Source organism: Pseudomonas sp. p1(2021b) (assembly GCF_020151015.1).
GTDB lineage: Bacteria > Pseudomonadota > Gammaproteobacteria > Pseudomonadales > Pseudomonadaceae > Aquipseudomonas > Aquipseudomonas putida_K.
This window is the reverse complement of the sequence record NZ_CP083746.1, coordinates 4,164,451-4,189,878: the sequence shown is the minus strand read 5'-3', so window position 1 is coordinate 4,189,878 and position 25,428 is coordinate 4,164,451. Positions and strand designations below refer to the sequence as shown.

Annotated in this window: 20 protein-coding genes and 3 pseudogenes; 10 read left to right on the top strand and 13 right to left on the bottom strand. The window is 64.0% G+C overall.

Annotation, left to right across the window (positions count from 1 at the left end; all coding sequences use genetic code 11):
• Positions 1-126 precede the first annotated feature (126 nt).
• Positions 127-1,275, top strand: coding sequence for a pyridoxal phosphate-dependent aminotransferase (locus K8374_RS19495; protein ID WP_224456839.1), 1,149 nt, complete (start codon positions 127-129; stop codon positions 1,273-1,275).
• Positions 1,263-2,054, top strand: a complete 792-nt coding sequence (locus tag K8374_RS19490; RefSeq protein ID WP_224456838.1) for an amidohydrolase — start codon at positions 1,263-1,265, stop codon at positions 2,052-2,054. The genes K8374_RS19495 and K8374_RS19490 overlap by 13 nt, the downstream gene beginning before the upstream one ends.
• A 120-nt stretch (positions 2,055-2,174) precedes the next feature.
• Here the strand turns inward: K8374_RS19490 and K8374_RS19485 are convergent, their stop codons facing one another.
• A complete protein-coding gene (locus K8374_RS19485; protein WP_224456837.1) occupies positions 2,175-4,730 on the bottom strand; it encodes a sulfite reductase flavoprotein subunit alpha in 2,556 nt (851 codons plus the stop codon).
• A 103-nt stretch (positions 4,731-4,833) separates the two neighbouring features.
• A complete protein-coding gene (locus K8374_RS19480; protein WP_224456836.1) occupies positions 4,834-7,116 on the bottom strand; it encodes a TonB-dependent receptor in 2,283 nt (760 codons plus the stop codon).
• A 219-nt stretch (positions 7,117-7,335) separates the two neighbouring features.
• On the opposite strand from K8374_RS19480, the gene K8374_RS19475 reads away from it, so the two are divergent.
• The 3 genes from K8374_RS19475 (at position 7,336) to K8374_RS19465 (ending at position 9,445) form a co-directional block, all read left to right on the top strand.
• Positions 7,336-8,016 carry a Fe2+-dependent dioxygenase gene (locus K8374_RS19475; protein WP_224456835.1) on the top strand — a complete coding sequence of 227 codons (681 nt, stop codon included), beginning with the start codon at positions 7,336-7,338 and terminating at the stop codon, positions 8,014-8,016.
• 3 nt (positions 8,017-8,019) lie between these two features.
• Positions 8,020-8,769 carry a tetratricopeptide repeat protein gene (locus tag K8374_RS19470; RefSeq protein WP_224456834.1) on the top strand — a complete coding sequence of 250 codons (750 nt, stop codon included), beginning with the start codon at positions 8,020-8,022 and terminating at the stop codon, positions 8,767-8,769.
• 145 nt (positions 8,770-8,914) lie between these two features.
• Complete coding sequence (locus tag K8374_RS19465) at positions 8,915-9,445, top strand: hypothetical protein (RefSeq protein ID WP_224456833.1); 531 nt, start codon at positions 8,915-8,917, stop codon at positions 9,443-9,445.
• Between the two features lie 41 nt (positions 9,446-9,486).
• On the opposite strand, the gene K8374_RS19460 is transcribed toward K8374_RS19465, so the two are convergent.
• Positions 9,487-10,650: a type III PLP-dependent enzyme gene (locus K8374_RS19460; RefSeq protein WP_084854583.1), complete on the bottom strand. Its 1,164-nt coding sequence runs from the start codon at positions 10,648-10,650 to the stop codon at positions 9,487-9,489.
• A 574-nt stretch (positions 10,651-11,224) separates the two neighbouring features.
• On the opposite strand from K8374_RS19460, the pseudogene K8374_RS19455 reads away from it, so the two are divergent.
• The 5 genes and pseudogenes from K8374_RS19455 to K8374_RS19440 all read left to right on the top strand — a co-directional run.
• Positions 11,225-11,434: pseudogene (locus tag K8374_RS19455) on the top strand (sigma factor); the annotation flags it as partial.
• 2 nt (positions 11,435-11,436) lie between these two features.
• Positions 11,437-12,126: pseudogene (locus K8374_RS19450) on the top strand (FecR family protein); the annotation flags it as partial.
• Positions 12,127-12,234: 108 nt separating this feature from the next.
• A complete protein-coding gene (locus K8374_RS26270; protein ID WP_263498545.1) occupies positions 12,235-12,366 on the top strand; it encodes a hypothetical protein in 132 nt (43 codons plus the stop codon).
• Positions 12,360-12,473, top strand: a pseudogene (locus tag K8374_RS19445) (hypothetical protein); the annotation flags it as partial. The gene K8374_RS26270 and the pseudogene K8374_RS19445, both read left to right, overlap by 7 nt.
• Before the next feature lie 210 nt (positions 12,474-12,683).
• On the top strand, positions 12,684-14,267 hold the full coding sequence (locus tag K8374_RS19440; RefSeq protein WP_084854574.1) for a peptide chain release factor 3: 1,584 nt from the start codon (positions 12,684-12,686) through the stop codon (positions 14,265-14,267).
• Positions 14,268-14,384: 117 nt separating this feature from the next.
• On the opposite strand, the gene K8374_RS19435 is transcribed toward K8374_RS19440, so the two are convergent.
• From K8374_RS19435 to K8374_RS19390, 10 genes are all read right to left on the bottom strand, one after another.
• The gene (locus K8374_RS19435; RefSeq protein ID WP_224456832.1) at positions 14,385-15,464 is read right to left on the bottom strand and encodes a polyamine ABC transporter substrate-binding protein; all 1,080 of its coding nucleotides are present in this window, start codon (positions 15,462-15,464) and stop codon (positions 14,385-14,387) included.
• 56 nt (positions 15,465-15,520) lie between these two features.
• A complete protein-coding gene (locus K8374_RS19430; protein ID WP_224456831.1) occupies positions 15,521-15,862 on the bottom strand; it encodes a cupin domain-containing protein in 342 nt (113 codons plus the stop codon).
• Between the two features lie 31 nt (positions 15,863-15,893).
• Positions 15,894-17,300 (bottom strand): NAD(P)/FAD-dependent oxidoreductase, encoded by a 1,407-nt coding sequence (locus tag K8374_RS19425; RefSeq protein WP_224456830.1) that lies wholly within the window; start codon positions 17,298-17,300, stop codon positions 15,894-15,896.
• Positions 17,301-17,364: 64 nt separating this feature from the next.
• Complete coding sequence (locus K8374_RS19420) at positions 17,365-18,165, bottom strand: AraC family transcriptional regulator (protein ID WP_224456829.1); 801 nt, start codon at positions 18,163-18,165, stop codon at positions 17,365-17,367.
• A 131-nt stretch (positions 18,166-18,296) separates the two neighbouring features.
• Positions 18,297-19,265: a peptide ABC transporter ATP-binding protein gene (locus K8374_RS19415; protein ID WP_224456828.1), complete on the bottom strand. Its 969-nt coding sequence runs from the start codon at positions 19,263-19,265 to the stop codon at positions 18,297-18,299.
• Positions 19,265-20,233 (bottom strand): ABC transporter ATP-binding protein, encoded by a 969-nt coding sequence (locus tag K8374_RS19410; protein ID WP_084854568.1) that lies wholly within the window; start codon positions 20,231-20,233, stop codon positions 19,265-19,267. The genes K8374_RS19415 and K8374_RS19410 overlap by 1 nt, the downstream gene beginning before the upstream one ends.
• Before the next feature lie 10 nt (positions 20,234-20,243).
• Positions 20,244-21,170 (bottom strand): ABC transporter permease subunit, encoded by a 927-nt coding sequence (locus tag K8374_RS19405; protein ID WP_224456827.1) that lies wholly within the window; start codon positions 21,168-21,170, stop codon positions 20,244-20,246.
• Positions 21,171-21,180: 10 nt separating this feature from the next.
• A complete protein-coding gene (locus tag K8374_RS19400; protein WP_224456826.1) occupies positions 21,181-22,191 on the bottom strand; it encodes an ABC transporter permease subunit in 1,011 nt (336 codons plus the stop codon).
• Between the two features lie 74 nt (positions 22,192-22,265).
• Positions 22,266-23,861 carry an ABC transporter substrate-binding protein gene (locus K8374_RS19395; protein WP_224456825.1) on the bottom strand — a complete coding sequence of 532 codons (1,596 nt, stop codon included), beginning with the start codon at positions 23,859-23,861 and terminating at the stop codon, positions 22,266-22,268.
• 68 nt (positions 23,862-23,929) lie between these two features.
• A complete protein-coding gene (locus tag K8374_RS19390) occupies positions 23,930-25,309 on the bottom strand; it encodes an OprD family porin (RefSeq protein ID WP_224456824.1) in 1,380 nt (459 codons plus the stop codon).
• Between the last annotated feature and the right edge of the window lie 119 nt (positions 25,310-25,428).

The following is a 25,428-nucleotide window of genomic DNA, read 5'->3' as shown; positions in this document are numbered from 1 at the left end:
AGCGGGCTTGTCCCGCGATTGGGCTGCGTAGCAGCCCATCTTGTTTCAACCTTTTTCCTGACCGCCCGATCCGCTATGCTCGGCCTCTACCCCGTGCCGAATGCAGTGTCGAGGAAAGAGGGCGTCATGATCCGCAGCAAATTGCCGAACGTCGGCACGACCATCTTCACCACTATGTCGCAGTTGGCCGTACAGACCGGTGCGCTCAACCTCTCCCAGGGCTTCCCCGACTTCGACGCGCCCCAGGCGTTGCTCGATGCCGTCTGTCGCCATGTGCTGGCAGGGCACAACCAGTATTCGCCGATGACCGGCCTGCCGGCGTTGCGCCAGCAGGTGGCGGCCAAGATCGCCCGGCTCTATGGCGCCAAGGTCGATGCCGACCAGGAAGTGACCATCACCCCAGGTGCCACCGAGGCGATCTTCTGCGCCATCCAAGCGGTGATCCAAGCTGGCGACGAGGTGATCGTCTTCGACCCGTCCTATGACAGTTACGAGCCGTCCGTGGAGCTGGCTGGTGGCCGCTGCGTGCATGTGCAGCTCACCGACGGCGATTTCCGCATCGATTGGCAGACATTCAGCGATGCCCTGACCCCGCGCACGCGTATGGTCATCCTCAACTCGCCACACAACCCCAGCGGTGCGCTGATCAGCCGCGAGGACCTGGACCAGCTGGCGCGGCTGATCGAAGGCCGGGATATCTACCTGGTCAGCGACGAGGTCTACGAGCACCTGGTCTATGACGGGGTGCGCCATGCCAGCGTGCTGGCCCACGAGCAGCTGTACTCGCGGGCGTTCGTGATCAGCTCGTTCGGCAAGACCTACCATGTCACCGGCTGGAAGACCGGCTACGTGGTGGCGCCCCCGGCGTTGAGCGCCGAGCTGCGCAAGGTCCACCAGTACGTCAACTTCTGTGGTGTGACGCCTTTGCAGTGTGCCCTGGCCGACTTCATGGCCGAGCACCCGGCGCACATCGATGAACTGCCAGGCTTCTACCAAGCCAAGCGCGACCTGTTCTGCGATTTGTTGCAGGGCTCGCGTTTCAACTTCACCCGCACGCCGGGCACCTATTTCCAATTGGTGGACTATTCGCAGATCCGCCCGGACCTGGGCGACGTCGAGATGTCCCTGTGGCTGACCCGTGAGCATGGCGTAGCCGCCATCCCGGTCTCGGTGTTCTACCAGCAACCCATTCCCGAGCAACGCCTGGTACGCCTGTGCTTTGCCAAACGCGAGGAGACGCTGCGTCAGGCAGCGGAAAGACTATGCGCGATCTGAGTGCACTGCCCAACCTGAAAATCGCCCTGGTGCAGACGACCTTGGTCTGGCACGACCGCGAGGCCAACTATGCCCATTTCGAGGAACTGCTGGCGCAGGCCGGCGATGCGGACCTGGTGATCCTCCCTGAAATGTTCACCACCGGCTTTTCCATGGAGTCCGAGCGTCTCGCCGAGCCGGAGAACGGGCCGACCTACAAATGGCTCAAGGCCCAGGCCAAGAAGCACGATACCGTGATCACCGGGAGTGTGATCATCCAGGCGGCCGACGGCAGCCACCGCAACCGCCTGCTCTGGGCCCGGCCCGATGGCGAGATCCTGCACTACGACAAGCGCCACCTGTTCCGCATGGCCGGCGAGCACAAGCACTACACCCCGGGCGAGCGCCAAGTGCAGTTCGAGCTCAAGGGCTGGCGGGTGCGCCCGTTGATCTGCTACGACCTGCGCTTCCCGGTGTGGAGCCGCGACGCCCAGGATACCGACCTGCTGCTGTATACCGCCAACTGGCCGGCCGCGCGTCGCCAGCACTGGAACCGGCTGTTGCCGGCGCGGGGCATCGAGAACCTGTGCTTCGTGGCGGCGGTGAACCGGGTGGGCACCGATGGCAAGGGCTTTGCCTATTCGGGCGACAGCCAGGTGCTGGACTTCCAGGGCGAGAGCTTGCTCAGTGCGGGCGAGGCCGATGGGGTGTTCACCGTGGTGTTGCGAGCGGCGGAGCTGGCCGCCTACCGGGCGCGGTTCCCGGCCAACCTGGATGCCGATACCTTCGAGTTGCATTGACCGACAATACCGGCCCTATCGCGGGACAAGCCCGCTCCTACAGGTATCGCGCTGCCCCCATGGACTACGCTGTACCTGTAGGAGCGGGCTTGTCCCGCGACAGGGCCAGTACGGCCTACATCAATACACATCCCGCCGATACCGCCCATCCTCAATCAGCTGCTGTACCACTTCACTCCCGAGCATGCCGTTGAGCGCCGTATCCACACCGGCCGCCATGCCCTTCAAGCTGCCGCAGACATAAATGCATGCCCCATCGGCCACCCAGCGCTTGAGCGTCTCGGCCTGCTGCAGCAATACATCCTGCACATACACCTTCTGCGCCTGGTCCCGCGAGAACGCCAGGTCCAGCCGCTGCAGGTCACCCTTGGCCAGCCACGCTTGCAGCTGGTCACCGCACAACAGGTCGTAGGCCCGGTTGCGCTCGCCGAACAGCAGCCAGTTGCGTTGTTCGCCCTCGGCGATGCGTGCCTTGAGCAAGCTGCGCAGGCCGGCCAGGCCAGTGCCGTTGCCGATCAGGATCATCGGCGCTGGCGCATCAGGCAGACGGAAGCCACTGTTGCGCCGCAGGCGCGCGCTGACGTTGCCCTGCACGGGCAGGTACTCGGTCAGCCACCCCGAGCCCAGGCCCAGGGTGCCGTCAGGGTGCAGTTCCTGGCGTACGATCAGTTCCAGCACGCCATCGCTGGCAATCGAGGCAATGGAGTATTCCCGGGCCGTGATAGGGATCAGGGCATCGACCAAGGCCTGGGCATGCAGGCCTACCAGGTGTTCGCGGCTTCTGGGCAATTGCCGGCTGGCCAGGGCCTGCCCGAGGGGTTCGGTCAGGCCGTCGAGTTGGACGGGGGTAGCGGCATCCAGGCCCAGGCCGGCGAGCAGGGCATCAACGCGTGGCTGGCCATTGCGTGGCAGCACTTCTACCAGGTCGCCGGCTTCCCAGGGCTGAGGTACCTGTGGTTGCAGGCCGAGCAGGTAGACCGGCGCGCCCTGGCTGCCAGGGTTGAGCAACGTTCGGTGGTGCAGAGTCCAGTTGCTGAAGCTCGGCGGTTGCCAGGCATCGATCGGCTGGGCGCCGGTCAGTTGTGCCAGCTCTCGCTGCCATTGTTGCAGTGCGCCTTGATCGGCGTTGTCCACTTCCACCGGGCTGAAGGCGCGGGTGGCGCCGCGTTCGGCCAGCCAGGCCTGGAGCCTGCGACCGAAGCCGCAGAAGTGCGGATACTGGCGGTCGCCCAGGGCGAGTACCGCATAGCTGAGGTTGTCCAGCGCCCACGGCTGGCCCAGGGCCTTGCGCTCGAAGGCGCGCGCGCTGTCGGGCGCTTCGCCGTCGCCGAAGGTGCTGACCACGAACAACGCTCGCCTGGCCTGGCGTAGCTCGGCCTCGCCCAGCTCGGCCAGCGGGCGCACCTGCACCGGCAGGCCGGCCGCCTGCAGTTGCCCGGCGCTCTGCCAGGCCAACTGCTCGGCGAAACCGCTTTGGCTGGCGAAGCCGATCAGCCAGCTGTCAGGGGTCGTGGCAGTGGGCGTGACGCTGCCGCGTGCGGCCAGGACCTGGCGTTTCTTGCGGCGACGGTCGAGGTACAACAGCCAGCCGGTGACGAAGAACAGCGGCATGGTGAGGCTGGCAAGGGTGGCGATGATGCGCCCTGGCAGGCCGAAGTATTCGCCGACATGCAAGGCATAGACACTCTGCAGCAGCTGGGCCTTGAAGGATTTGTCGGTGTAGCGGTCGTGGCGCTTCACCTGGCCGGTGGCCGGGTCCAGCACCAGCGTGTTGAACGCACGCGGGTGGTCGGCATCCTCCAGCAGGTAGAACAGATTGGCCGGCTGGCCGCCCGCCGGGGGCAGGCGCAGGTTGTACATGGCCAGGCCGGGGCCTGCGGCGTCCTTGAGGTTGGCCCAGATCGCGTCGTAGTCGACCACCAATGGCGGAGCGTTCTTGTCCACCTTTGGTGGGCCGTGACGCCCGCGGCCTTCGCCACGTTTTTGCTGCTGCCCGGCGGCCGGCGCATCGGCCAGCAGCTTGTTCAGGCCCTCGCGGTACCACTCGTAGGACCAGAACAGGCCGGTGAGGGCGAACAGCAGGTAGAACAGCAAGCACCAGGTGCCTGCCACTGCGTGCAGGTCCCAGTTGAAGGCGCGGCCTTTCTTGGCCCAGTCGAAGGTCAGCCAGGTGCGCCAGTTCAAAGCCTGGCGCGGCCAGCGCAGGTACAGGCCGGAGAGGCAGAAGAAGATCAGCATCAAGGTGCAGGCGCCGGTGATCTGCCGCCCGGTGTCACCCATGGCCAGGAAACGGTGCAGCTGCAACATCAGGTTGAAGAAGCCCAGCCCGGTCACTTCGCCCTTGAGCTCACCTGTGTATGGGTCGGCATAGCGCAGCTCGCCGCGGCGCTCCCCTGGCGGGGGCGTGAAGAAGAGGCGTGCGGCATTGCCGTCGCGGGTATCGACCCACAGCATCGCCACCTTGTCGCCCTGGGTCGCCTCGACCCGGCGTACCAGCTCGGCCGGCGGCAGCACGCCTTCCTTGCGCACCTCTACCTTCAACGCGTGCGGGTTGAGCAGGCGCAGCAGTTCGTCCTGGAACGAATAGAGCGCGCCGGTGATGCCCATCAGTGCCAGCACGAGGCCGGCGGTGATGCCAAAGAACCAGTGCAATTGGAACAGCGACTTCTTCACCACATCGATCACCTTGTCTTGGCGCCGGGCAGGGCGCGGCGTGCATTATGCCTTGGTACGCGAAAGCCCCGCACACCGGAATGGGCGGGGCTTTCGGTCAGCTTCCTCAGAAGTGGACGCTGGTGGTCAGCAGGGCAGTGCGGCCTGCAGCCTGGTTGGCGAAGTGGGTGGAGTACGCCTTGTCGTAGTAGACCTCGTTGGTGAGGTTCTGCACGTTCAATTGCAGGTCGATGTTCTTGGTCAGCTTGTAGGCCGCCATCGCGTCGTAGCGCACATAGCTGTCGACCATGGTGGTGTTGGCAACGCTGCCGTACACGTCATCCACATAGAAGGCACCGCCACCGATCGTCAGCTTTGGCGTGACCGCGTAGGTGGTCCACAGGCTGGCGCTGTTGTTCGGGGTGTTTGGCAACTGGTTGCCATCATTGGCCTTGCCACGTGGGCCACCATCGATCTGTCGGGCTTCCATGTAGGTGTAGCCGGCGAATACTTGCCACTTGTCGGTGAGCTTGCCGCTGGCCGACAGCTCGATACCCTCGACGCGGGTTTCGCCAACGTTCTCGTAACTGGTGGTGTCGACCTGGACGCGGGCGTTTTCCTTTTCGGTTCGGAACAGGGCTGCTGCCAGGGACAGGCGCTCGTCAAGCAGGTCCCATTTGGTGCCGATCTCGTAGTTGGTGGTCTCTTCCGGTTCCAGGTCGCTGCTCAAAATGTTACCGCCACGGTCTGGGGTGCCCGGCAACGGGTTGGCTTCGGTACCTTCGCCCAGCATGGCGCCCGGCGGGGTCGCGGAGGTGGCGTAGGAGACATAGATGCTGCCGTTTTCGGCCGGTTTCCAGACCAGGCCCAGCTGGCCGGTGAAGAATTCGCTCGTGTCCCGGCCTTTGTTGAGCGTACCGTCCTTGTTCACGGCAGTGGCGCCGGAGGCGTCATAGCTGCGGAACTTGGTGTCGAAGTGGTCGTAGCGCAAGCCCATGTTCAGCAACCATTGGGGTGTCAGCTCCAGGGTGTCGAATACATAAATCGCACGGGTCTTGCTGCTGGTCTTGGTACCTGCATAGTTGCGCGTGACAGTGCCGTCCCAGGCATCGTCCGGGTTCGGATCGCTCAGCGATGTGCAGCTGCCACCATGGCTCGGCCCGGTGCAGTCGGTGATCTTGCTGTTCGGCGAAACCGTGTAGCTTTGGCGGTCGGATTCTTCCTTGGTGAACTCGACACCAGTAGAGAAACTGTTCTTGAAGCCGCCGACGTAGAACTCGCCGAACAGGTCGGTCTGGTTGGTTGTGGTAGCGGTATTGCCTACCCGGGTATTGGCGCGGCGCCAGACACCGTTGTTGTTGACGTTACCCGCGCTGTCGTCAGGCTGGGTCAGGACATAGTCCTGCATGCTATTGCCATGGCGCAGGGTGTTCTTGATCGTCAGCGAGTCGGTCAGGTCGTGCTCGATGGCGATGGTGGCGATATCAGTGCGGGTCTTGCGGAAGTCGCGGTCGGTCAGGCCGTAGAAATTATCGCTGTCACCGCCGTCGGTGGGCTTGCTTGGGTGCGCCGATGTGCGTGCGTTGCTGCCTGCGCGTGGAATGCTGTATGGGATGCCAGAATCCGGCAGGTCGTCGCTTTCCAGGTGGTAGTAGTCGAGGTTCAACCGGGTCGGTGTGCCGAGGCCGAAGGCCAGCGAAGGTGCGATACCCCAGCGGTCATAGTTGACCTTGTCGCGACCGGCGACGTTGCTTTCGTGGGTCATCAGGTTGAGACGACCGGCGACGGTGTCGCTGAACTGGTAATTGCCATCGAAGGTGTAGCGCTGGGTCTGGTCGCTGCCCCATGTCCAGGCGCCGTCGAGCGAGTTGCCCAGGTGCGCGCGCTTGCTGACCAGGTTGATCGTGCCGCCTGCAGCACCACGGCCGCCGATGGCCGAATTCGGGCCCTTGGCCACTTCCACCGATTCGATGGCAAAGATCTCGCGGGTTTGTGCACCGGTGTCGCGTACACCGTCCAGGTAGGTATCACCCTGGGCATCGAAACCACGGATGAACGGGCGGTCGCCCTGGGGGTTACCGCCTTCACCTGCGCCGAAGGTGATGCCTGGGACCGTACGCAGGGCATCTTGCAAGGTCAGGGCATTGGTGTCCTTGATGACTTGCTGCGGAATCACGGTGATCGAGCGGGGAGTGTCCACCAGCGGAGCGGTGTACTTCTGCGAGGAGGCTTTGTCGACCTTGTACTCGGTATTGGCCTGTTCTGCCTTGCCGTTGATGCTGGTGGCGTCCAGGGTGATGGCATTGCTGGCAGCAGGGTCTGCCGCATAGGCGGAAGTGGCGCTGATCGCCACGCCAATGGCAGAGGCAAGCAGACGAGGTGAACTCACAGCAGATGGCACGTGACGCATTTCGATGAACCTTCCCCAAGGTATGAACTGCGCGGATCTTAATGTAAGCAATTGTGACTAACAATTGAGAACCGTTAACATTGGTGAGGAATTTACAATCTTTACAATTTCTCTTTACGGTTTTTCACGACTGGAACGTCTGAAGCGGCGAGTGGGGCTTGTGGGGAGTAAAAGGTAATCAATATCATTGGCGACCTCCTCCTACCAGGTGCCGCCGCCATGCTGCTTCACATCCCCGGTCTGTTCGACGCCGACGAGCTGTCTCGTATCCGCGAGGCGCTGGAGCAGGCCGACTGGGCCGATGGCAAGGTCACGGCGGGCTACCAGTCGGCCAAGGCCAAGCACAACCTGCAGTTGCCCGAGGGGCATGCGCTGGCCAAGGAGATCGGCAGCGCCTTGATCGATCGCCTGTGGCGCAACCCGCGGTTCATGTCCGCGGCCTTGCCGCACAAGGTCTTCCCGCCGTTGATCAATTGTTACCGCGAAGGCGGCAATTTCGATTTCCACATCGACAACGCCCTGCGCCAGCCCAAGGGCAGCCCGGAGCGGGTGCGTACCGACCTGTCTTCGACCCTGTTCCTGAGCGACCCCGACAGCTACGACGGCGGTGAGCTGGTGATCCAGGACACCTACGGCGTGCACCAGGTCAAGCTGGCGGCCGGCGATCTGGTGCTGTACCCCGGCACCAGCCTGCACAAGGTCAACCCGGTGACCCGTGGCGTGCGCTACGCGGCGTTCTTCTGGACCCAGAGCCTGGTACGCGAGGACAGCCAGCGGGCGCTGCTGTTCGAGATGGACAACGCCATCCAGCAATTGACCGTCGACGTGCCCGACCACCCCTCGTTGCTTCAACTGACAGGCACCTACCATAACCTGCTGCGCCGCTGGGCCGAGGTCTGAGCCGTGTCCTACCCGTTGCGTCGTGAGGAAGTGGTGGATGTCGCGAGCCTGCAGGCCATGCTCGAAGACAGCCCCGGCAAGGCTGCCCAGGCGATCCTGGCGGCAGCAGGGCAGGGCGTGGTGCAGGCGCAATTGTTATTGGGGCAGATCCTGCTCGATGGGCGGGGCATCGAGCGTGACCCTGCCCTGGCTCGTCAATGGTTTGGTATCGCCGCCCAGGCCGGCAGTGCCATGGCGCACAACATGCTGGGGCGATGCCTGGAGCATGGCTGGGGTGGGGCGAGCAACCTGGCGCAGGCGGCCATTCATTATGCCCGGGCAGCCGATGCCGGGTTGGACTGGGGCCTCTACAACCTGGGCAACCTGCTGGCCACCGGGCGCGGGGTGCCGGCTGACCAGGCCCAGGCATTGGTCTGTTACGAGAAGGCCGCGCAGCTGGGGCATGCCAAGTCGATGAACCTCTATGGTCGCTACCTGGAACAGGGCATTGCCACCGCAGCCAGCCCGGCACGGGCGGTGCGCTGGTATCGCCGTTCGGCCGAGGCGGGGGATTTCCGGGGCATGTTCAGCCTGGCGATGGTCCTCATCGAGCGAGGGCAGATGCATGAAGCCGGCCCTTGGCTGGAGCGTGCGCGTGTCGAGGGCAATCACAACTTTTTGCGCAGCGCAGTGGCCACCTTGCGCGGTGCCGGACCCTTACTGGCTGAGCATGCGGCAGCCTATGCCGCTGAGCTGGAAACGCGCGAAGCCTGACTGGCTGGCCCAATCGCGGGACAAGCCCGCTCCATAGATCTGTTCCGCGGCCGCCCTTGCCATGCAGGGAAGCCGCTCAGGCTTAATCCGCTGCCGGGAAGCATGGATCGTTGCCGCTCCTACATGGCAACTGAGGAAAGCGACCATGCGCTTCATACAAGAACGTTCCTTCATCGCAACCTTCACCTCCGTGACACCAGGCTATCTCGGCGTCCTCGACTCGGTCGAGGGGCTTCCCGGGGAGCGCAAGAATGCCTGGCTGACCATTGCGCCGCCAGGCAAGGTCCAGGACCCGCAGCGTTTCTGGTTCGGGTATTTCGAGGGGCAGGACGCAGGTTACCAGGTGCGCACGGTGATGTCGGGAGCGAACGACTCCCACCACGATATCTGGGGCCTGAACTTCAACAAGTCAGTGGGGTACTACACCAAGAGCGACAAGCCGATCCTCTGGCGGGTGCGAGTGGAGGGCGCGAAGCTGAAGATGCCCGAAGCCCGCATCTATGAAGACGTCACGCTGGCCATACCCGGGCAAGCGATGATGAGCGTGGCCACCCGGGCGCCGTGGGAGGAACACTATGTCGGGATCGGCAGGCCGAACACGCTGTACTTCCGGATGGACATCCAGGAAACGAACGTGCCGGAGTTCGTCAGCTTCGACCAATATCGACGCCGTTAAGCGGCACAATGAAGAACGGGGCCTCGCGGCCCCGTTCTGCGTTACAGGTAGTACGCCTTCAGCGGCGGGAAGCCGTTGAACTCCACCGCGCTGTAGCTGGTGGTGTAGGCGCCGGTCGACAGCCAATACAGGCGGTCGCCGATGGCCAGGTTCAGCGGCAGGCCGTACTTGTAGTGCTCGTACATGATGTCGGCACTGTCGCAGGTGGGGCCGGCGATGACCACTTCTTCCATCTCGCCTTTCTTCTCGGTCCAGATCGGGAACTTGATGGCTTCGTCCATGGTTTCGATCAGGCCGGAGAATTTGCCCACGTCGGTGTAGACCCAGCGCTCCACCGCAGTACGCGACTTGCGCGCCACCAGCACCACTTCGCTGACCAGGATGCCGGCGTTGGCGATCAGCGAGCGGCCTGGCTCGAGGATGATTTCCGGCAGGTCATCGCCGAAGTCTTCCTTGAGGAAGCGGATGATTTCCTCGGCGTAGGTTTCCAGGCTGTTGGTGCGGGTGATGTAGTTGGCCGGGAAGCCGCCTCCCATGTTGATCATCTTCAGCTCGATGCCGTCTTCATCCTTAAGGCGCTCGAAGATCACCTTCACCTTGGCGATGGCCGCGTCCCAGACGCTGATGTCGCGCTGCTGGGAGCCCACGTGGAACGACACGCCGTAAGGCACCAGGCCCAGGTCGCGGGCGAGGATCAACAGGTCCATGGCCATGTCGGTCTGGCAGCCGAACTTGCGCGACAGCGGCCAGTCGGCGGTGGTCGAGCCTTCGGTCAGGATACGGACGTAGACCTTCGAGCCCGGGGCAGCCTTGGCGATGTTGCGCAGGTCCGCTTCGGAGTCGGTGGCGTACAGGCGCACGCCCTTCTCGTAGAAGTAGCGGATGTCCTTGGACTTCTTGATGGTGTTGCCGTAGCTGATGCGGTCGGCGCTGACACCCTGGTTCATCACCTTGTCCAGTTCGTAGATCGAGGCGATGTCGAAGTTCGAGCCCTTGTCCTTGAGCAGGTCGATGATCTCGACCGCCGGGTTGGCCTTGACGGCGTAGTACACCTTGGCGAATTCGAAACCGGCGCGCAGGTCATCGTAGGCCTGGCTGATGATCTGGGTATCGATGAGTACGAACGGGGTTTCCTGCTTGTCGGCGAACGCCTTCATTTTCTGGAAGGTTTCGCGCGCGAAATAGTCTTCGACCTGGATCGACATGCTGAGGGACTCCATGGGCAAACTGAAAAGGTAAGTGGCAGCAAACTGAACGTCCTCCGTATCCCCACTTTGGTTCGCCTACTTCCCAAGGCATGTCGCCGAAAGCAAAAAGGTCAACCGTGCCCGTGAAGCGGAGCGGCGGGTGACCTTGCTGTCTCGTCGTCAGTACTTGAGCCGGATGGATCGTTTCCAGCATGGACGTTCGGCGCGCACTTTAGGGCGTGAACAAAGCAAGATCAACAGGCAATCCCGGCGTGTTGGCCGCGGATCGACGACCAGCTCATGGAATAACCGACTCATGTGACCGGCTGATGTTCCCCAGGGGTTGGAAGGCGTAAAAAATTGTGGAATGGACGGCGATGGCCTGTTCGCGGATAAGCCCGATCTCACAAGGTTTTCAAGTTCCCTGTGGGAGCGGGTTCACCCGCGAAAAAGCCAGAGGTGTTCATATTTATGGCCACATCCATCTGGTACGTCGGTGCCTGTAGCGACGCATAAAATTTTTGTTACCGACTGACGGATTTGCTGTGCTTGATGAGAAACATTACTATTCGCAGCCTTCTCCGCCTCCCTGATGACCCCGACTGTGTCCGGACCCAAAGGCTTCCTCGACCACTACCATGAGCTGATCGGCACCTGGACGCGCAAGCTGCGCAGTCGCCCCCAGGCCGAGGACCTCGCCCATGATGCCTTCGTGCGGGTGCTGGAAAACCCACACCAGGCCGTCGAGCAGCCGCGCGCCTACCTGCACCAGACAGCTCGCAATATCGCAGTGGACGGTTACGTGTGGGCGTTGCCGCCCTGGGGCTGGGCTGGCGCTGGCACTACCAGCGTGAGTATCACCGGCAGGACCTGCAGACGGCACAGGGCGAGCGCCGCCAGCTCGAGCTGCCGGATGGTTCGCGGCTCGAACTCAATGGCGGTACCCGCCTGGGCGTGCGTTTCGGCGCGGGCCAGCGTCAGGTCGTGCTCGAGGCTGGTGAGGTGATGTTCAACGTCGCCCACGACAGCACGCGGCCATTCGTGGTCGAAACTGCCCAGGGCACGGTCACCGTGACCGGTACCCGCTTCGATGTACGCCTGGACCCTGGCCAGACCCGGGTGGCGGTCGAGCAGGGTGCCGTGCGGGTGCAGGGTACTTCGGGTTCGTTGGCGCAACTGACGGCGGGCCTGGGCTCGCACATCGGCGCGCAGGGGCAGGTGGCCGAACCCTATCCGGTGAATGCGGCGGCCCTGACCGCCTGGCGCCAGGGCAAGCTGGTGTTCGACGATGCCACCCTGGCCGAGGTGGTCGCCGAAGTGTCCCGCTACCGGGCCCGGCCGTTGCGCGTGGCTCCGGGCAAGGTGGCTGGGCTCAGGCTTTCCAGCACCTTCAATATCGATGACACCGACGCCTTGCTGCGGGCCCTGCCAAGCATCCTGCCGGTGGCGATCAAGGCCCACCCTGACGGCTCCAGCGAAATTATTTCGAAATAGATTCAGGTTTTTTTCCGCTCGTTCGTCTTCCTCGCCAGCTGCAACTGCCAAGCATTTCCATTTGCGTGCGGTTGGCGTTTATCCCGGTTTTCAGGATCTTTCGACGACGTGAACAACAACAAGCCTTTCCTGCGTTTTCGCATTCTCGCCATGGCCCTGGCGGTCAGCGCCGCCACTGCCAATGCAGACGCCGAACAAGCCCCGGCGGCCATCCAGATCCAGGCCCAGCCGCGGGGGTGAAGAACCTCTTCGACAAGCAGTACTACACCCGCTCCAGCGACAACAACGCCGGGCTCTATGTGGGCGAGCCGCGTACGTTCTATGTGCAGGCCAGTGTAGGGTTCTGATGTCGAGCGGGGCCGCTTTGCGGCCCTTTCGCGGCACAAGGCCGCTCCTACAGGCCTGCACGGCCCCTGACCGATCCCTGTGGGGGGCTTGTCCCGAGATTGGGCCGGCAGTGCCTGTCCAGGGCTGCCGCTCATTCGCCGGATTTTGGCCGGCGGCTCGACTTCAGGTATGATACTGCCCCTTTTTGATCCCCAGTCAGGCGATTTCCCATGACCAACCAGGCCGCCGAAGTCGCGAAGCGCCGCACTTTCGCAATCATTTCCCACCCCGACGCCGGTAAGACGACCATCACTGAGAAGCTCTTGCTGATGGGCAAGGCGATTGCCGTTGCCGGTACCGTGAAGTCGCGCAAGTCCGACCGCCACGCCACCTCCGACTGGATGGAAATGGAGAAGCAGCGCGGCATCTCCATCACCACCTCGGTGATGCAGTTCCCCTATCGCGAGCACATGATCAACCTGCTCGACACCCCCGGCCACGAGGACTTCTCCGAAGACACCTACCGCACCCTGACCGCGGTGGACTCGGCGCTGATGGTGCTCGACGGCGGTAAGGGCGTAGAGCCGCGTACCATCGCCCTGATGGACGTGTGCCGCCTGCGTGACACGCCTATCGTCAGCTTCATCAACAAACTCGACCGGGACATCCGCGACCCTATCGAACTGCTCGACGAGATCGAGGCGGTGCTGAAGATCAAGGCCGCGCCGATCACTTGGCCGATCGGTTGCTACCGCGACTTCAAGGGCGTGTACCACCTGACCGGCGACTACATCGTGGTCTACACCCCGGGCCACGGCCACGAGCGCACCGAAGCCAAGATCATCCAGAAGCTCGACTCCGACGAAGCTCGCGCGCACCTGGGCGACCAGTACGAATCGTTCGTCGAGCAACTGGAGCTGGTGCAGGGCGCCTGCCATGAATTCAACCAGGAAGAGTTCATCAACGGCCAGCTGACCCCGGTGTTCTTCGGTACCGCGCTTGGCAACTTCGGTGTCGACCATGTGCTCGATGCTGTCGTCGACTGGGCGCCGCGCCCGTTGGGCCGTGTCGCCCACGAGCGGACCGTCGAGCCCGTGGAAGAAAAATTCACCGGCTTCGTGTTCAAGATCCAGGCGAACATGGACCCCAAGCACCGCGACCGTATCGCCTTCATGCGCATCTGCTCGGGCAAGTACGAGAAGGGCATGAAGATGCGCCATGTGCGCCTGGGCAAGGACCTGCGCATCGGCGACGCCCTGACCTTCTTCTCCTCCGAGCGTGAACAGCTCGAGGAAGCCTATGCCGGCGATATCATCGGACTGCACAACCACGGCACCATCCAGATCGGTGACACCTTCACCGAAGGCGAGGCGCTGGGCTTCACCGGTATCCCGCACTTCGCCCCGGAGCTGTTCCGCCGCGTGCGCCTGAAGGACCCGCTCAAGTCCAAGCAGCTGCGCCAGGGCCTGCAACAGTTGGCCGAAGAAGGCGCGACCCAGGTGTTCTTCCCCGAGCGCAGCAACGACATCATCCTCGGTGCGGTCGGTGTGCTGCAGTTCGACGTGGTCGCCAGCCGCCTGAAGGAAGAGTACAAGGTCGAGTGCGCCTACGAGCCGATCACCGTGTGGTCGGCACGCTGGATCAGCTGCGATGACAAGAAGAAGCTCGAGGAATTCCAGAACAAGGCCATGGAGAACCTGGCCATCGACGGTGGCGGTCACCTGACCTACCTGGCCCCGACCCGGGTCAACCTGTCGCTGATGGAAGAGCGCTGGCCGGATGTGACCTTCCGCGCTACCCGCGAGCATCATTGATTGCAGGGGAGGGCATTGCCCTCCATTCGCGGCACAAGGCCGCTCCTACAGGAGATCGCATGCCCTTGTAGGAGCGGCCTTGTGCCGCGAATGGGCCGCAAAGCGGCCCCTTCTGATTCAATTCCCCGCTTTGATACTGGTCCAGATCCGCGTCCTGATCCGGTCGATCTTCGCCGGCATCGCCTCCAGGGCATAGAGCTTGCCCAGCACCTCGTCACTGGGGTAGATCATTTCATTGGCCTTGAGCTGCGGGGCCACCAAGGCGTCAGCCTTGAGGTTGCCGTTGGCGTACTGCACATGGTCGCTGATCGCGGCCATCACCTCTGGTTGCAGTAGGTAGTTCATGTAGGCATAGCCGGCTTTCTCGTCCGGGGCATCGGCTGGCATGGCCACCATGTCGAACCACAGCGGTGCACCTTCCTTGGGTATCGAATAACCCACTTTCACCCCGTTCTGTGCCTCTTCGGCACGGTTCTTCGCCTGCAGCACATCCCCCGAGAACCCCACCACCACGCACACATCGCCATTGGCCAGGTCGCCTGTGTACTTGGACGAATGGAAGTAGCTGATGTAGGGGCGTACCTGCATCAACAGCGCCTTGGCCTTGTCGTAGTCGGCCGGGTTGCGGCTGTGGTGCGGCAGGCCCAGGTAGTGCAGTGCGATCGGCAGCAGTTCGGGGCCGTTGTCGAGCACGGCGACGCCGCAGCTTTTGAGCTTGGCAATGTATTCGGGCTTGAAGATCAGGTCCCAGGAGTCGATCGGCGCGTGGTCGCCAAGCACGGCCTTGACCTTGTCGATGTTGTAGCCGATGCCGGTGCTGCCCCACAGGTACGGGAAGCCGTACTGGTTGCCCGGGTCGTTCACTTCCAGGGCCTTGAGCAACACCGGGTTGAGGTTGTGCCAGTTGGGCAGCTGGCTTCTGTCGAGCTTCTTCAGCGCCTTGCCCTGGATCTGCCGGGCCATGAAATGGTTGGAGGGAAACACCACGTCGTAGCCGGAATTACCGGTCATCAACTTGCCGTCGAGGGTTTCGTTGCTGTCGAACACATCGTAGGTGGGGACGATGCCGGTGGCGTGCTGGAACTGCTTGAGGGTATCGGGGGCGATGTAGCTGGACCAGTTGTAGATCTTCACCGAGTCGGTGGCATTGGCCGCGCAGGCGGCGAGCATCAGGGGGGCGAGAAGAAGCGTGCGCATGTCCGGTATACCTTGCTTGGTTTGTTGTTATCGAAGGGCGGCAGGCGAGTGGTGAATCAGAAAATCAGCACGTAGGTCTTGCGCACCGTCTCCTGGATATCCCAGGTGCCGGTGCTGTTGGCCGGTAGCATCAGGGCGTCGCCAGCTTCGATGTGCAAAGGCTCGCCCCCATCGGGGGTGAAGGTGCAGCGGCCTTTGACGAAGTGGCAGAACTCCTGCTGCACGATCTGCCGACGCCAGCGACCTGGCGTGCACTCCCAGATGCCGGTCTCGACCCCATCGCTGCGTTCGACCCAGGTGACCGAGGTGACCGCGACCGGTTCACCGAGCGGGGCGGCGACAGGGTTGCTGTGTGCCAGGGGGACGCTGGCGGTGTGTTTGAACTGGGTGATGCTCATACCGTGGATCCTGTGTGGCGGTTTTGGGAAATCAGCGCATGAAACCTTCCATGAAGTCGGCAAGGGCGATGGCCAGGCGCCGTCTCCAGGGGGCGCTGCCGGGGTTGGCGAGGGTCTGGTCTTCGTGCACGAAGCTTTGGATGATCGCGTTGTAGCCCAGCCAGCGGCAGGGTTCGGGGGGCCAGGTCGCCAGGCTCGACAGCGGGCGGTTGTCGTACACCCAGGGCTGTGCGGTGAGGGCGTTGTGCTGGTCGAGGATCAACGCCGCGAGGGTACGCCCGCCCAGGTTGGTGGCACCGACGCCTTCGCCGCCGTAGCCGCCGGCCAGGGCGATGCCACGCTGGCGGTCGCACAGCATGTGCGGGTGGAAGCGTCGAGCCATGCCCAGGTTGCCGCCCCATGAGTGGGTGATGCGCACGTCCTTGAGCTGTGGGAACAGCTCGCTGAACAGGTAGCGGCGCAGGGCGATCTCGGCATCGGTGAGGCTGAAGTCTTCCCGCAGTCGCCCGCCGAAGCGGTAGCCGCCACGGGCACCGAACACCAGGCGGTCGTCGGCGGTGCGCTGGCCATAGGTGACCTGGCGGCTGCTTTCGCTGAACGCTTGGCCCTGGGCCAGGCCGATCCGGGCCCAGGTCGATTGCGGCAACGGTTCGGTCGCCACCAGCAGGCTTTGTACCGGTAGCTGGTGGCGGCCCAGTGGGGGCAGGCTGGCGGCGTAGCCTTCCACCGCCGGCACCACCCAATGGCTGCGGATCGTGGCCTGTGGTGTGCGTACCTCGCCGGGGCGCCAGTCGATGGCGGGGGTGTTCTCGTAGAGAGCAACGTCGAGGTTCTGCACCGTACGGGCCAGGCCTCGGACGAGCTTGGCTGGCTGGATGGTCGCGGTGTGTGGGCTGTAGATCGCGCCATAGGCGTTGCTCACCCGCAGCTGGCCGTCGAGTTGTTCTGGGCCCAGCCAGCGGTAGTCGTCCTCGGTCATGCCTTGGCGGTAGAGGTCGTCCAGGTAGGCGCGCAGGCTGCGCTCCTGTTCGGGGTAGCGGGCCGCGCAATAGAGTACGCCGCCTTTGCGATAGTCGCAGTCGATGCCTTCGCGTTGCAGGATGCCGTGGACTTCATCGGGAATACCGTGCAGCAGCTCGATGCTGGCGCGGCGTTGTTGCGGCGAAAGGCTGGCGAGCATCCGGTCCTCGCCCAGCAGGTTGCCCATCAACCAGCCGCCGTTGCGCCCGGAGGCGCCGAAGCCTGCGGTATGGGCGTCGATCACCGCGATGCTCAGGTGCGGCGCCTGGCGCTTGAGGTAGTAGGCCGTCCACAGCCCGGTGTAGCCGGCACCGATGATGCAAACGTCCACCGTCAGGTCCTGGCCCAGGGCCGGGCGGCTGCAAAGGGGCTCGTCGAGCTGGTCCATCCAGAGGCTGATCGTGCGCCAGGGTTGCATGGTACTGCGGCTCCACATCCGTAAAGGTCTGTGGCGATCCTAGTGGGACGGGGCGATGGCTGTCCTACGTGCGTGCACGCAGGGAAATTTGCTTCACATAGGCCTTGGGCGACAGCCCTGTGTGTTCGCGAAAGCACTTGTAGAAGGCCGAGAGCGAGTTGAAGCCGGCGGCGAAGGCCAGGTCATCGACCGACATGTGTGTACAGCTGTCGTCCAGGCTGGCCAGCAGGTGCTGCAGGCGCGCCTGGTTGACGTAGCGGTAGAAGCTTTGCCCCAGCACCTGGTTGAGCAGGTAGGAGATCTGGTTGCGGCTGTAGCCGCTGGCCTCGGCGACCTGCTGCAGGTCCAGTTCCGGGTCGAGGTAGGGGCGCTGGCGCTGGAAGTAGTGTTCAAGGTCCTGGGCCATGGTGGATAGCTGGCGGGGCGACAGGCCCAGGCGGCTGGTGGCCGGCCGTGGGCTGGCGCGGTCGGTGCCCTTGGCGTCGCGGCGTACCAGGGTGGCGTACTCGTTGATGCGCCAGATCAAGCCATCCTTGACGGTGATCGCCTCGCTGGACTGGAACGCCACCAGCCCGTCGCCGCCCTGGACCGTCACCTGGTACTGGATGAACGCGGTGCAGCCGTCCACGCGGATACGGTCGCTGTGGACAATGTCCTCGCCCGCCTGATGGGGCAGCGAGGCGCGGACATAGTCACGCAGCTCATCGAAGCCGAGCACGCGGTTCTGGAAGAAGTCGTGGTACTGGATGTCCGGGTGGTAGAGCGCCATGACGCCGTCGAGGTCGCGGTGCTTCCAGCACAAGTGGTAGCGCAGCACGGTGTCGGCGGTGAGCGGGGTGTGCTCGGGGGTGTCGGGGAGGCTCATGACGCGATAGTGCCCTGGCCGGGCATGGGTGACAAGGCCAGGGCAGGCGCTGCCGGAGCTGGCGCTATCGCGGGTGTAGGAGCGGCCTTGCGCCGCGAAAGGGCTGCAAAGCAGCCCCAGCTATCCAGGGGTTAGAGGAACTGCTCGGCATAATGGCACGCCACCTGCCGTGTCCCCACCTGGCGCAGCGCCGGCACTTCCTTGGCACAGCGCTCGGTGGCATAGGGGCAGCGTTTGTGGAAGGCGCAGCCATCCGGTGGGTTGAGCGGGTTGGGCAGTTCACCGGCGATGCGGATCTTCGGCTTGAGCGGGTCCGGGTGGATGGCCGGGGTCGCCGACAGCAAGGCCTGGGTGTACGGGTGTAGGGGCTTGTCGTAGATATCCTCCTTCGGGCCCATCTCCGCGGGGCGGCCCAGGTACATCACCAACACCTGGTCGGCCACGTGGCGCACCACCGCGAGGTTGTGGGAGATGAACACGTAGGCGGTGTTGAACTCCTTCTGCAGGTCCATGAACAGGTTCAGCACCTGGGCCTGGATCGACACGTCCAGGGCCGAGGTCGGCTCGTCGGCGACCAGCACTTTCGGCTGCAGCATCATCGCCCGGGCCAGGGCGATGCGCTGGCGCTGGCCGCCGGAAAACATGTGCGGGTAGCGCTGGTAGTGCTCGGGACGCAGGCCGACCTGCTCCATCATCTTCTGCACCTTCTCTCGGCGCTCAGCCTTGCCCAGGGCGGTGTTGATCAGCAGTGGCTCGGCCAGCTGGTCGCCGATCTTCTGGCGCGGGTTGAGCGAGGCATAGGGGCTCTGGAAGACCATCTGCACGTCGCGGCGCAGCTGCTTGCGCTCGGCCTTGCTGGCCCCCTTCACTTCGGTGCCCGCGATCTGCAGGGAGCCGGAGGACGGCTCCTCGATCAGGGTGAGCGCGCGGGCCAGGGTCGACTTGCCACAGCCGGACTCGCCGACCACGGCCAGCGTCTTGCCGGCCTCCAGCTCGAACGACACGCCATTGAGTGCGCGCACCAGCGCATGGCCCTTGAACAGGCCGCGGGAAACTTCGTAGTGACGAGTCAGTTCACGGGCGGATAGGACGACGGTCATCACGCCACCTCCTGGTTCAGCGGATAGAAGCAACGCACCAGGCTGTGCGCCTGGGGATCGAGGGGCGGACGCTGCTGGCGGCAGTTTTCCTGCACGTAGGGGCAGCGCGGTGACAGCAGGCAGCCTTTGGGCCGGTCGTAGCGACCGGGGACGATACCGGGCAGGGTGGCCAGGCGTTCGGCGCCGATGCTGTGCTCGGGGATGGCCGCCAGCAAGGCCTCGCTGTAGGGGTGGGCGGGGATGTCGAACAGTTCCGGTACCTGGCCCACTTCCACCGCCTGCCCTGCGTACATCACGCAGACCCGTCTGGCCGTCTCGGCGACCACGGCCAGGTCGTGGGTGATGAGAATGAGCGCCATGTTGCGCTCCTTCTGCAGGTTCACCAGCAGCTCCATGATCTGCGCCTGGATGGTCACGTCCAGGGCGGTGGTCGGCTCGTCGGCGATCAGCAGCTTGGGTTCGCCGGCGATGGCCATGGCGATCGCCACGCGCTGGCTCATGCCGCCGGAGAGCTGGTGGGGGTAGGCGTCCAGGCGGCTTTCGGCGGCCGGGATCTCGACCTTCTTGAGCAGCTCCAGTGCACGCTGGCGGGCAGCCTTGCCCTTGAGCCCGAGGTGCTGGCGCAGCACTTCTTCGATCTGGTAGCCCACGGTGTAGCTGGGGTTCAGGGCGGTCATCGGGTCCTGGAAGACCATGGCGATATCCTTGCCCACCACTTTGCGACGTTGCCGGCCGCTGAGCTTGAGCATATCGGTACCGTCGAAGTTGAGCACGTCGGCGGTGATGCGCCCGGGGGCGTCGATCAGGCCCATCAGGGCCATCATGGTGACCGACTTGCCGGAGCCGGACTCGCCGACGATGGCGAGAATCTCGCCAGCCTCCACGGTAAGGTCCAGGCCGTCCACCACGGGCACGGCGTTGGCGTCGCCGAAGCGCACGTTCAGGTTGTTGATCTGCAACAGTGACATGGCGTTCTCCTCAGGCGGCGTTCTTGAGTTTCGGGTCCAGCGCATCACGCAGCCCGTCGCCCATCAGGTTGATCGCCAGCACGCTGAGCAGGATGGTCAGGCCCGGCAGGCTGACCACCCACCAGGCGCGTTCGATGTAGTCGCGGGCCGAGGCCAGCATGGTGCCCCACTCAGGGGTGGGCGGCTGGACGCCAAGGCCCAGGAAGCCCAGGGCGGCGGCGTCGAGGATCGCCGAGGAGAAGCTCAGGGTGGCCTGGACGATCAGCGGCGCCATGCAGTTGGGCAGCACGGTGACGAACATCAGGCGTGGCAGGCCGGCGCCGGCCAGGCGCGCGGCGGTGACGTAGTCGCGGTTCAGCTCGCCCATCACCGCGGCGCGGGTCAGGCGCACGTAGGACGGCAGCGAGACGATGGCAATGGCGATCACGGTGTTGATCAGGCCAGGGCCGAGGATGGCGACGATGGCGACGGCCAGCAGCAGCGAAGGCAGGGCCAGCATCACGTCCATCAGGCGCATGATCGACGGGCCGAGAATCTGCGGGAAGAACCCGGCCAGCAGGCCCAGCAGGATGCCGGGGATCAGCGACATCACCACCGACGACAGGCCGATCAGCAGCGACAGCCGCGCCCCCTGGATCAGCCGTGAGAGCAGGTCGCGCCCGAGCTCGTCGGTGCCGAGGATGAATTGCCAGGTGCCGCCTTCGAGCCAGACCGGCGGGGTCAGCAGGAAGTCGCGGTACTGCTCGCTCGGGTTGTGCGGGGCGACCCATGGGGCGAACACGGCGCAGAACACGACCAGGCACATGAAGGCCAGGCCTGCGACCGCGCCTTTGTTGCGCGAGAAGGCCTGCCAGAACTCCTTGTACGGAGAGGGGTAGAGCAGGCTCTGGTCCACTGGGTTGGCCGGGGTGACGGATTTTGGAATCGAGCTAGTCATGGCTTGGGCCTCAGCGCTGATGACGGATGCGTGGATTGGCCAGGCCGTAGAGGATGTCCACGACGAAGTTGACCAGGATCACCAGGCAGGCGATCAACAGGATGCCGTTCTGGACCACGGGGTAGTCACGGGCACCGATGGCTTCGATCAGCCATTTGCCGATGCCCGGCCAAGAGAAGATGGTTTCGGTGAGCACGGCGCCGGCGAGCAGGGTGCCGACCTGCAGGCCGAACACGGTCAGCACCGGGATCAGTGCATTGCGCAGGCCATGGATGAACACCACGCGCGAAGGCGACAGGCCCTTGGCCCGGGCGGTACGGATGTAGTCCTCGCGCAGCACCTCGAGCATCGAGGAGCGGGTCATGCGGGCGATCACCGCCAGCGGGATGGTACCCAGCACGATGGCCGGCAGGATCAGGTGCATGACCGCATCCTTGAATGCGCCTTCTTCTTCGCTGAGCAGGGTGTCGATGAGCATGAAGCCGGTCTTCGGCTCGATGTCGTAGAGCAGGTCGATGCGCCCGGAGACCGGCGTCCAGCTCAGGCTCACGGAGAAGAACATGATCAGGATCAGACCCCACCAGAAGATCGGCATGGAATAGCCGGCCAGGGAGATGCCCATGACCCCATGGTCGAACAGCGAACCTCGCTTGAGCGCGGCGATCACCCCGGCCAGCAGGCCGACGATGCCGGCGAACAGCAGGGCGGCGAAGGCCAATTCCAGGGTGGCGGGGAACAGGGTGAGGAATTCGTTCCACACGCTCTCGCGGGTGCGCAACGACTCGCCCAGGTCACCCTGGGCGAGCTTGCCGATGTAGTCCAGGTACTGGACCGGCAGTGGTTTGTTCAGGCCCAGGCGCTCCATGGCCTGGGCGTGCATCTCGGGATCGACCCTGCGTTCGCCCATCATCACTTCCACCGGGTCGCCGGGGATCAGGCGTATGAGCGCGAAGGTCAGCAAGGTGATGCCGAAGAAGGTCGGAATCAGCAGGCCCAGGCGCCGGGCAATAAAACTCAACATCGTCGGGTGTACCTCATCGGCCGGTCAGGCGGTGCCGCCGGGTCCCTCGTGGGGCGCCGGCGGTCGTTGTTGTTCTACTTCACCTTGGTGGTGGCGAAGTTGTTGTTGGTCAGAGGGTTGATCACGTAGCCCTCCACATTCTCGCGCATGGCCGTGAACATCTTCGGGTGGGCCATGCTGATCCAGGGTTGGTCGTCATCGTACACCTTCAATGCCTCGGCATAGAGCTTGGCACGCTCAGCGTTGTCGATCACTTCGCGGGCACGGGTGATCAGCTCCTGGAATTTGGGATTGCACCAACGGGCGTAGTTCTCGCCGCTCTTGACCGCGTCGCAGCTGAGCAGAGGGCTGAGGAAGTTGTCCGGGTCGCCGTTGTCGCCCGCCCAGCCGGTGGAGACCAGGTCGGCCTCGCCCTTCTTGGCACGACGCAGCATCTCGGCCCATTCCATCACGCGGATGTCGAGCTTGAGGCCGATCTTGGCCAGGTCGGCCTGGAGCATTTCCGCCGACAGGCGCGGGTTGGGGTTGGTCGGGCCTCCGCCGTTGCGGGTGAACAGGGTGATGACCGTGCCCTCTGGTACGCCGGCTTCCTTGAGCAAGGCGCGGGCCTTGTCCAGGTCGCGGGGTGGGTTCTGGTTCTGGGTGTTGTAGCCGATCATGGTCGGCGGGTAGGGGTTGACTCCGACCAGGGCGTTGCCTTTGCCGAACAGCTGGTCGACGTGGGTCTGGCGGTCGAAGGCCATGTTGATCGCCTTGCGCACGCGCACGTCGCTCAGGTACGTGTGCTCGGTGTTCATCGAGATGTAGCCGGTGACCAGCGCCTCGATCTCGGCGACCTTGAGGTTAGGGTCGGCCTTGATCGTGGGCACGTCTTCAGGCTTGGGGTACAGGGCGATCTGGCATTCGTTGGCGCGCAGTTTCTGCAGGCGCACGTTGCTGTCTGTGGCAATGGCGAAGATCAGGGCATCGGCTGGTGGCTTGCCACGGAAGTAGTCCGGGTTGGGCTTGTAGCGAACCTGGGCATCCTTGTTGTAGCGCTGGAAGATGTACGGCCCGGTGCCCACCGGCTTGCTGTTGAGCTCGCCGGTCTTGCCGGCCTTGAGCAATTGGTCGCCGTATTCGGCCGAATAGATTGAAGTGAAGGCCATGGCCATGTCGCGCAGGAAGGGCGCTTCCGGGCGGGTCAGGGTGATCACCACGGTGTGGTCGTCGGTTTTTTCCACCGACTTGAGCAGGTCCTTGAAGGCCATGCTCTCGAAGTAGGGGAAGCCGACGCTGGTCTTGTCGTGCCAGGGGTGCTTCGGGTCCAGCTGGCGGTTGAGGCTCCACAGCACGTCGTCGGCGTTGAAGTCGCGGGTCGGCGTGAAGTAGGGCGTGGTATGGAACTTGACGCCTTTGCGCAGGTGGAAGGTGTAGACCAGCCCGTCCGGGCTGATGTCCCAACGTTCGGCCAGGGCCGGCTGGACGTCGGTGGTGCCGGGCCTGAAGTCGACCAGGCGGTTGAAGATCGTCTCGGCCGCGGCATCGGCGGTGACCGCGGTGGTGTATTGGACGATGTCGAAGCCTTCCGGGGCTGCCTCGGTGCACACCACCAGCGGCTTGGCCGCCAGGTGAGTCGCGGCACCGAGAATGACGGCCGCCAGGGCGGCACGTAGCGGTAGCGATTTCATGGAACCTCCCTGCAGATTGTTCCAGCGTAGCTGCCTCGGCCCGCGCAAGGCGGGCCGAGGCAGGCGGCTCAGAGAATGTTGAACGGAATGGTGGTGACGATACGCAGCTCGTCCAGGCTGCCATCGGCCTGGGCCTTGCTGGCACGGTGCGCGGTGTAGGTGGCGCGGATACTGGTGTCTTTCAGCGGCCCGCTCTGCACCGCGTAGCTGGTGCCGATGCCCCATTCATAATGGGTCTCGCCGTCCATGCCGTTGACGTCATACGCAGTGCCTCGGTAGTGGGTGCCGTCGATACCCCAGCCGCGCGCGTTGTACACGTTGAACTTGAGCCCCGGCACGCCATAGGGCGCCATGTTCAGTACATAGGAGATCTGCAGGGATTTCTCGTTGGGGCCGTTGAAGTCCGACAGCAGCGAGTTGGCCAGGTAGATGCCGTTGGTCTCGTGCAGGTAGTCGAAGTACTCATTGCCGTTGACCTGCTGCCAGGAGGCGGACAGCGTGTGGGCCTGGTGGGTGAGGCCGAACGACAGGCTGTAGGTGTCGTTGTCGATCTGGCCCATCTTCCGGCTGCCGGCGTCCACGGTCTTGTAGTAGTTCAGGCCCGTGGTCAGGCTCAGCACCGCGCTGTCGCCCAGCACATGGTTGGCACCGAAGTAGTACTGGTTCCAGAAATCCTCGACCTTGGTGGCGTAGAGGCTGGTGTTCAGGCTCTTGAACGGCTGGTAGTTGACCCCGATGGTGCTGGCACGGTCGGTTTCGACGCCAGTGGCGCTGTACTCACTGCGGAACTTGCTCAGGCTCTGTTCGGTACGCGGCGAGACGCGGTCGAAGGTGCCCAGGTCGAACGACAGGTTGTCGAATTCGGCGCTGTGCAGGAAGGCACCCTGGAAGCTCGACGGCAGCGCACGGTTGCCGATGTAGGCCATCATTGGGGTATCGACCGTTTGGCGGCCGACGGTCAGGGTGGTGTTGGACACCCGCGCTTTGACGTTGGCCAAGCCCATCTTGCTCCATTGGCCGATCACGTCGCCGTCGCTGTGGGTGAGCGTACGGTTGTTCGGCCCGGCCACGGCAGCGCGGCCACGTTCCAGGGCGATGGCGTTGTAGCCGGCGGCTTCCACGGCGAAGCCCACGGTGCCCTGGGTGAAGCCCGAGCTGTAGTTGAGGATGGTGCCCTGTACCCAGTTGTCGCGGCTGTGGGTGGCGTGGCGGGTGCCGTCGCTCTTGTAGTACTTGAACAGCGGCGCGCGGGTGGCGCGTTCCCGGGCGTACCAGTTGCGCGTGCTGCCGGTCAGGCTCTGGCCTTCGAGAAAGCCGCTGGCCTCGGCCTGTTCACTGCTGGTCTTCAGGGTGATGGGCACGAAATCCTGGCTGACGGGGTCGGCCTGTGCCGCGGTGGAAACTGCGCTTATGGCCAGGGCCAGTGCGGTGATGGTTGTACGTCTCAAGGTGAAGCTCCCTTTCTGTTTTCTAGTTATTCCCGTGCCTTGTGGGCCGGGCATGTTGCGGTACAGCGGTACTGCCAGGTTCGCCGCGGGATCGCCGGGCAAATTCGGGGAACCGGTAG

Coding starts and splice junctions, on each gene's coding strand:
- K8374_RS19435 (WP_224456832.1), bottom strand. CDS start 15,464: ATGCGCACGCTTCTTCTCGCCCCCCTGATGCTCGCCGCCTGCGCGGCC.
- K8374_RS19400 (WP_224456826.1), bottom strand. CDS start 22,191: ATGTTGAGTTTTATTGCCCGGCGCCTGGGCCTGCTGATTCCGACCTTC.
- K8374_RS19480 (WP_224456836.1), bottom strand. CDS start 7,116: ATGCGTCACGTGCCATCTGCTGTGAGTTCACCTCGTCTGCTTGCCTCT.
- K8374_RS19425 (WP_224456830.1), bottom strand. CDS start 17,300: ATGCAACCCTGGCGCACGATCAGCCTCTGGATGGACCAGCTCGACGAG.
- K8374_RS19440 (WP_084854574.1), top strand. CDS start 12,684: ATGACCAACCAGGCCGCCGAAGTCGCGAAGCGCCGCACTTTCGCAATC.
- K8374_RS19405 (WP_224456827.1), bottom strand. CDS start 21,170: ATGACTAGCTCGATTCCAAAATCCGTCACCCCGGCCAACCCAGTGGAC.
- K8374_RS19415 (WP_224456828.1), bottom strand. CDS start 19,265: ATGACCGTCGTCCTATCCGCCCGTGAACTGACTCGTCACTACGAAGTT.
- K8374_RS19460 (WP_084854583.1), bottom strand. CDS start 10,650: ATGTCGATCCAGGTCGAAGACTATTTCGCGCGCGAAACCTTCCAGAAA.
- K8374_RS19490 (WP_224456838.1), top strand. CDS start 1,263: ATGCGCGATCTGAGTGCACTGCCCAACCTGAAAATCGCCCTGGTGCAG.
- K8374_RS19410 (WP_084854568.1), bottom strand. CDS start 20,233: ATGTCACTGTTGCAGATCAACAACCTGAACGTGCGCTTCGGCGACGCC.
- K8374_RS19395 (WP_224456825.1), bottom strand. CDS start 23,861: ATGAAATCGCTACCGCTACGTGCCGCCCTGGCGGCCGTCATTCTCGGT.
- K8374_RS19420 (WP_224456829.1), bottom strand. CDS start 18,165: ATGAGCCTCCCCGACACCCCCGAGCACACCCCGCTCACCGCCGACACC.
- K8374_RS19430 (WP_224456831.1), bottom strand. CDS start 15,862: ATGAGCATCACCCAGTTCAAACACACCGCCAGCGTCCCCCTGGCACAC.
- K8374_RS19495 (WP_224456839.1), top strand. CDS start 127: ATGATCCGCAGCAAATTGCCGAACGTCGGCACGACCATCTTCACCACT.
- K8374_RS19465 (WP_224456833.1), top strand. CDS start 8,915: ATGCGCTTCATACAAGAACGTTCCTTCATCGCAACCTTCACCTCCGTG.
- K8374_RS19475 (WP_224456835.1), top strand. CDS start 7,336: ATGCTGCTTCACATCCCCGGTCTGTTCGACGCCGACGAGCTGTCTCGT.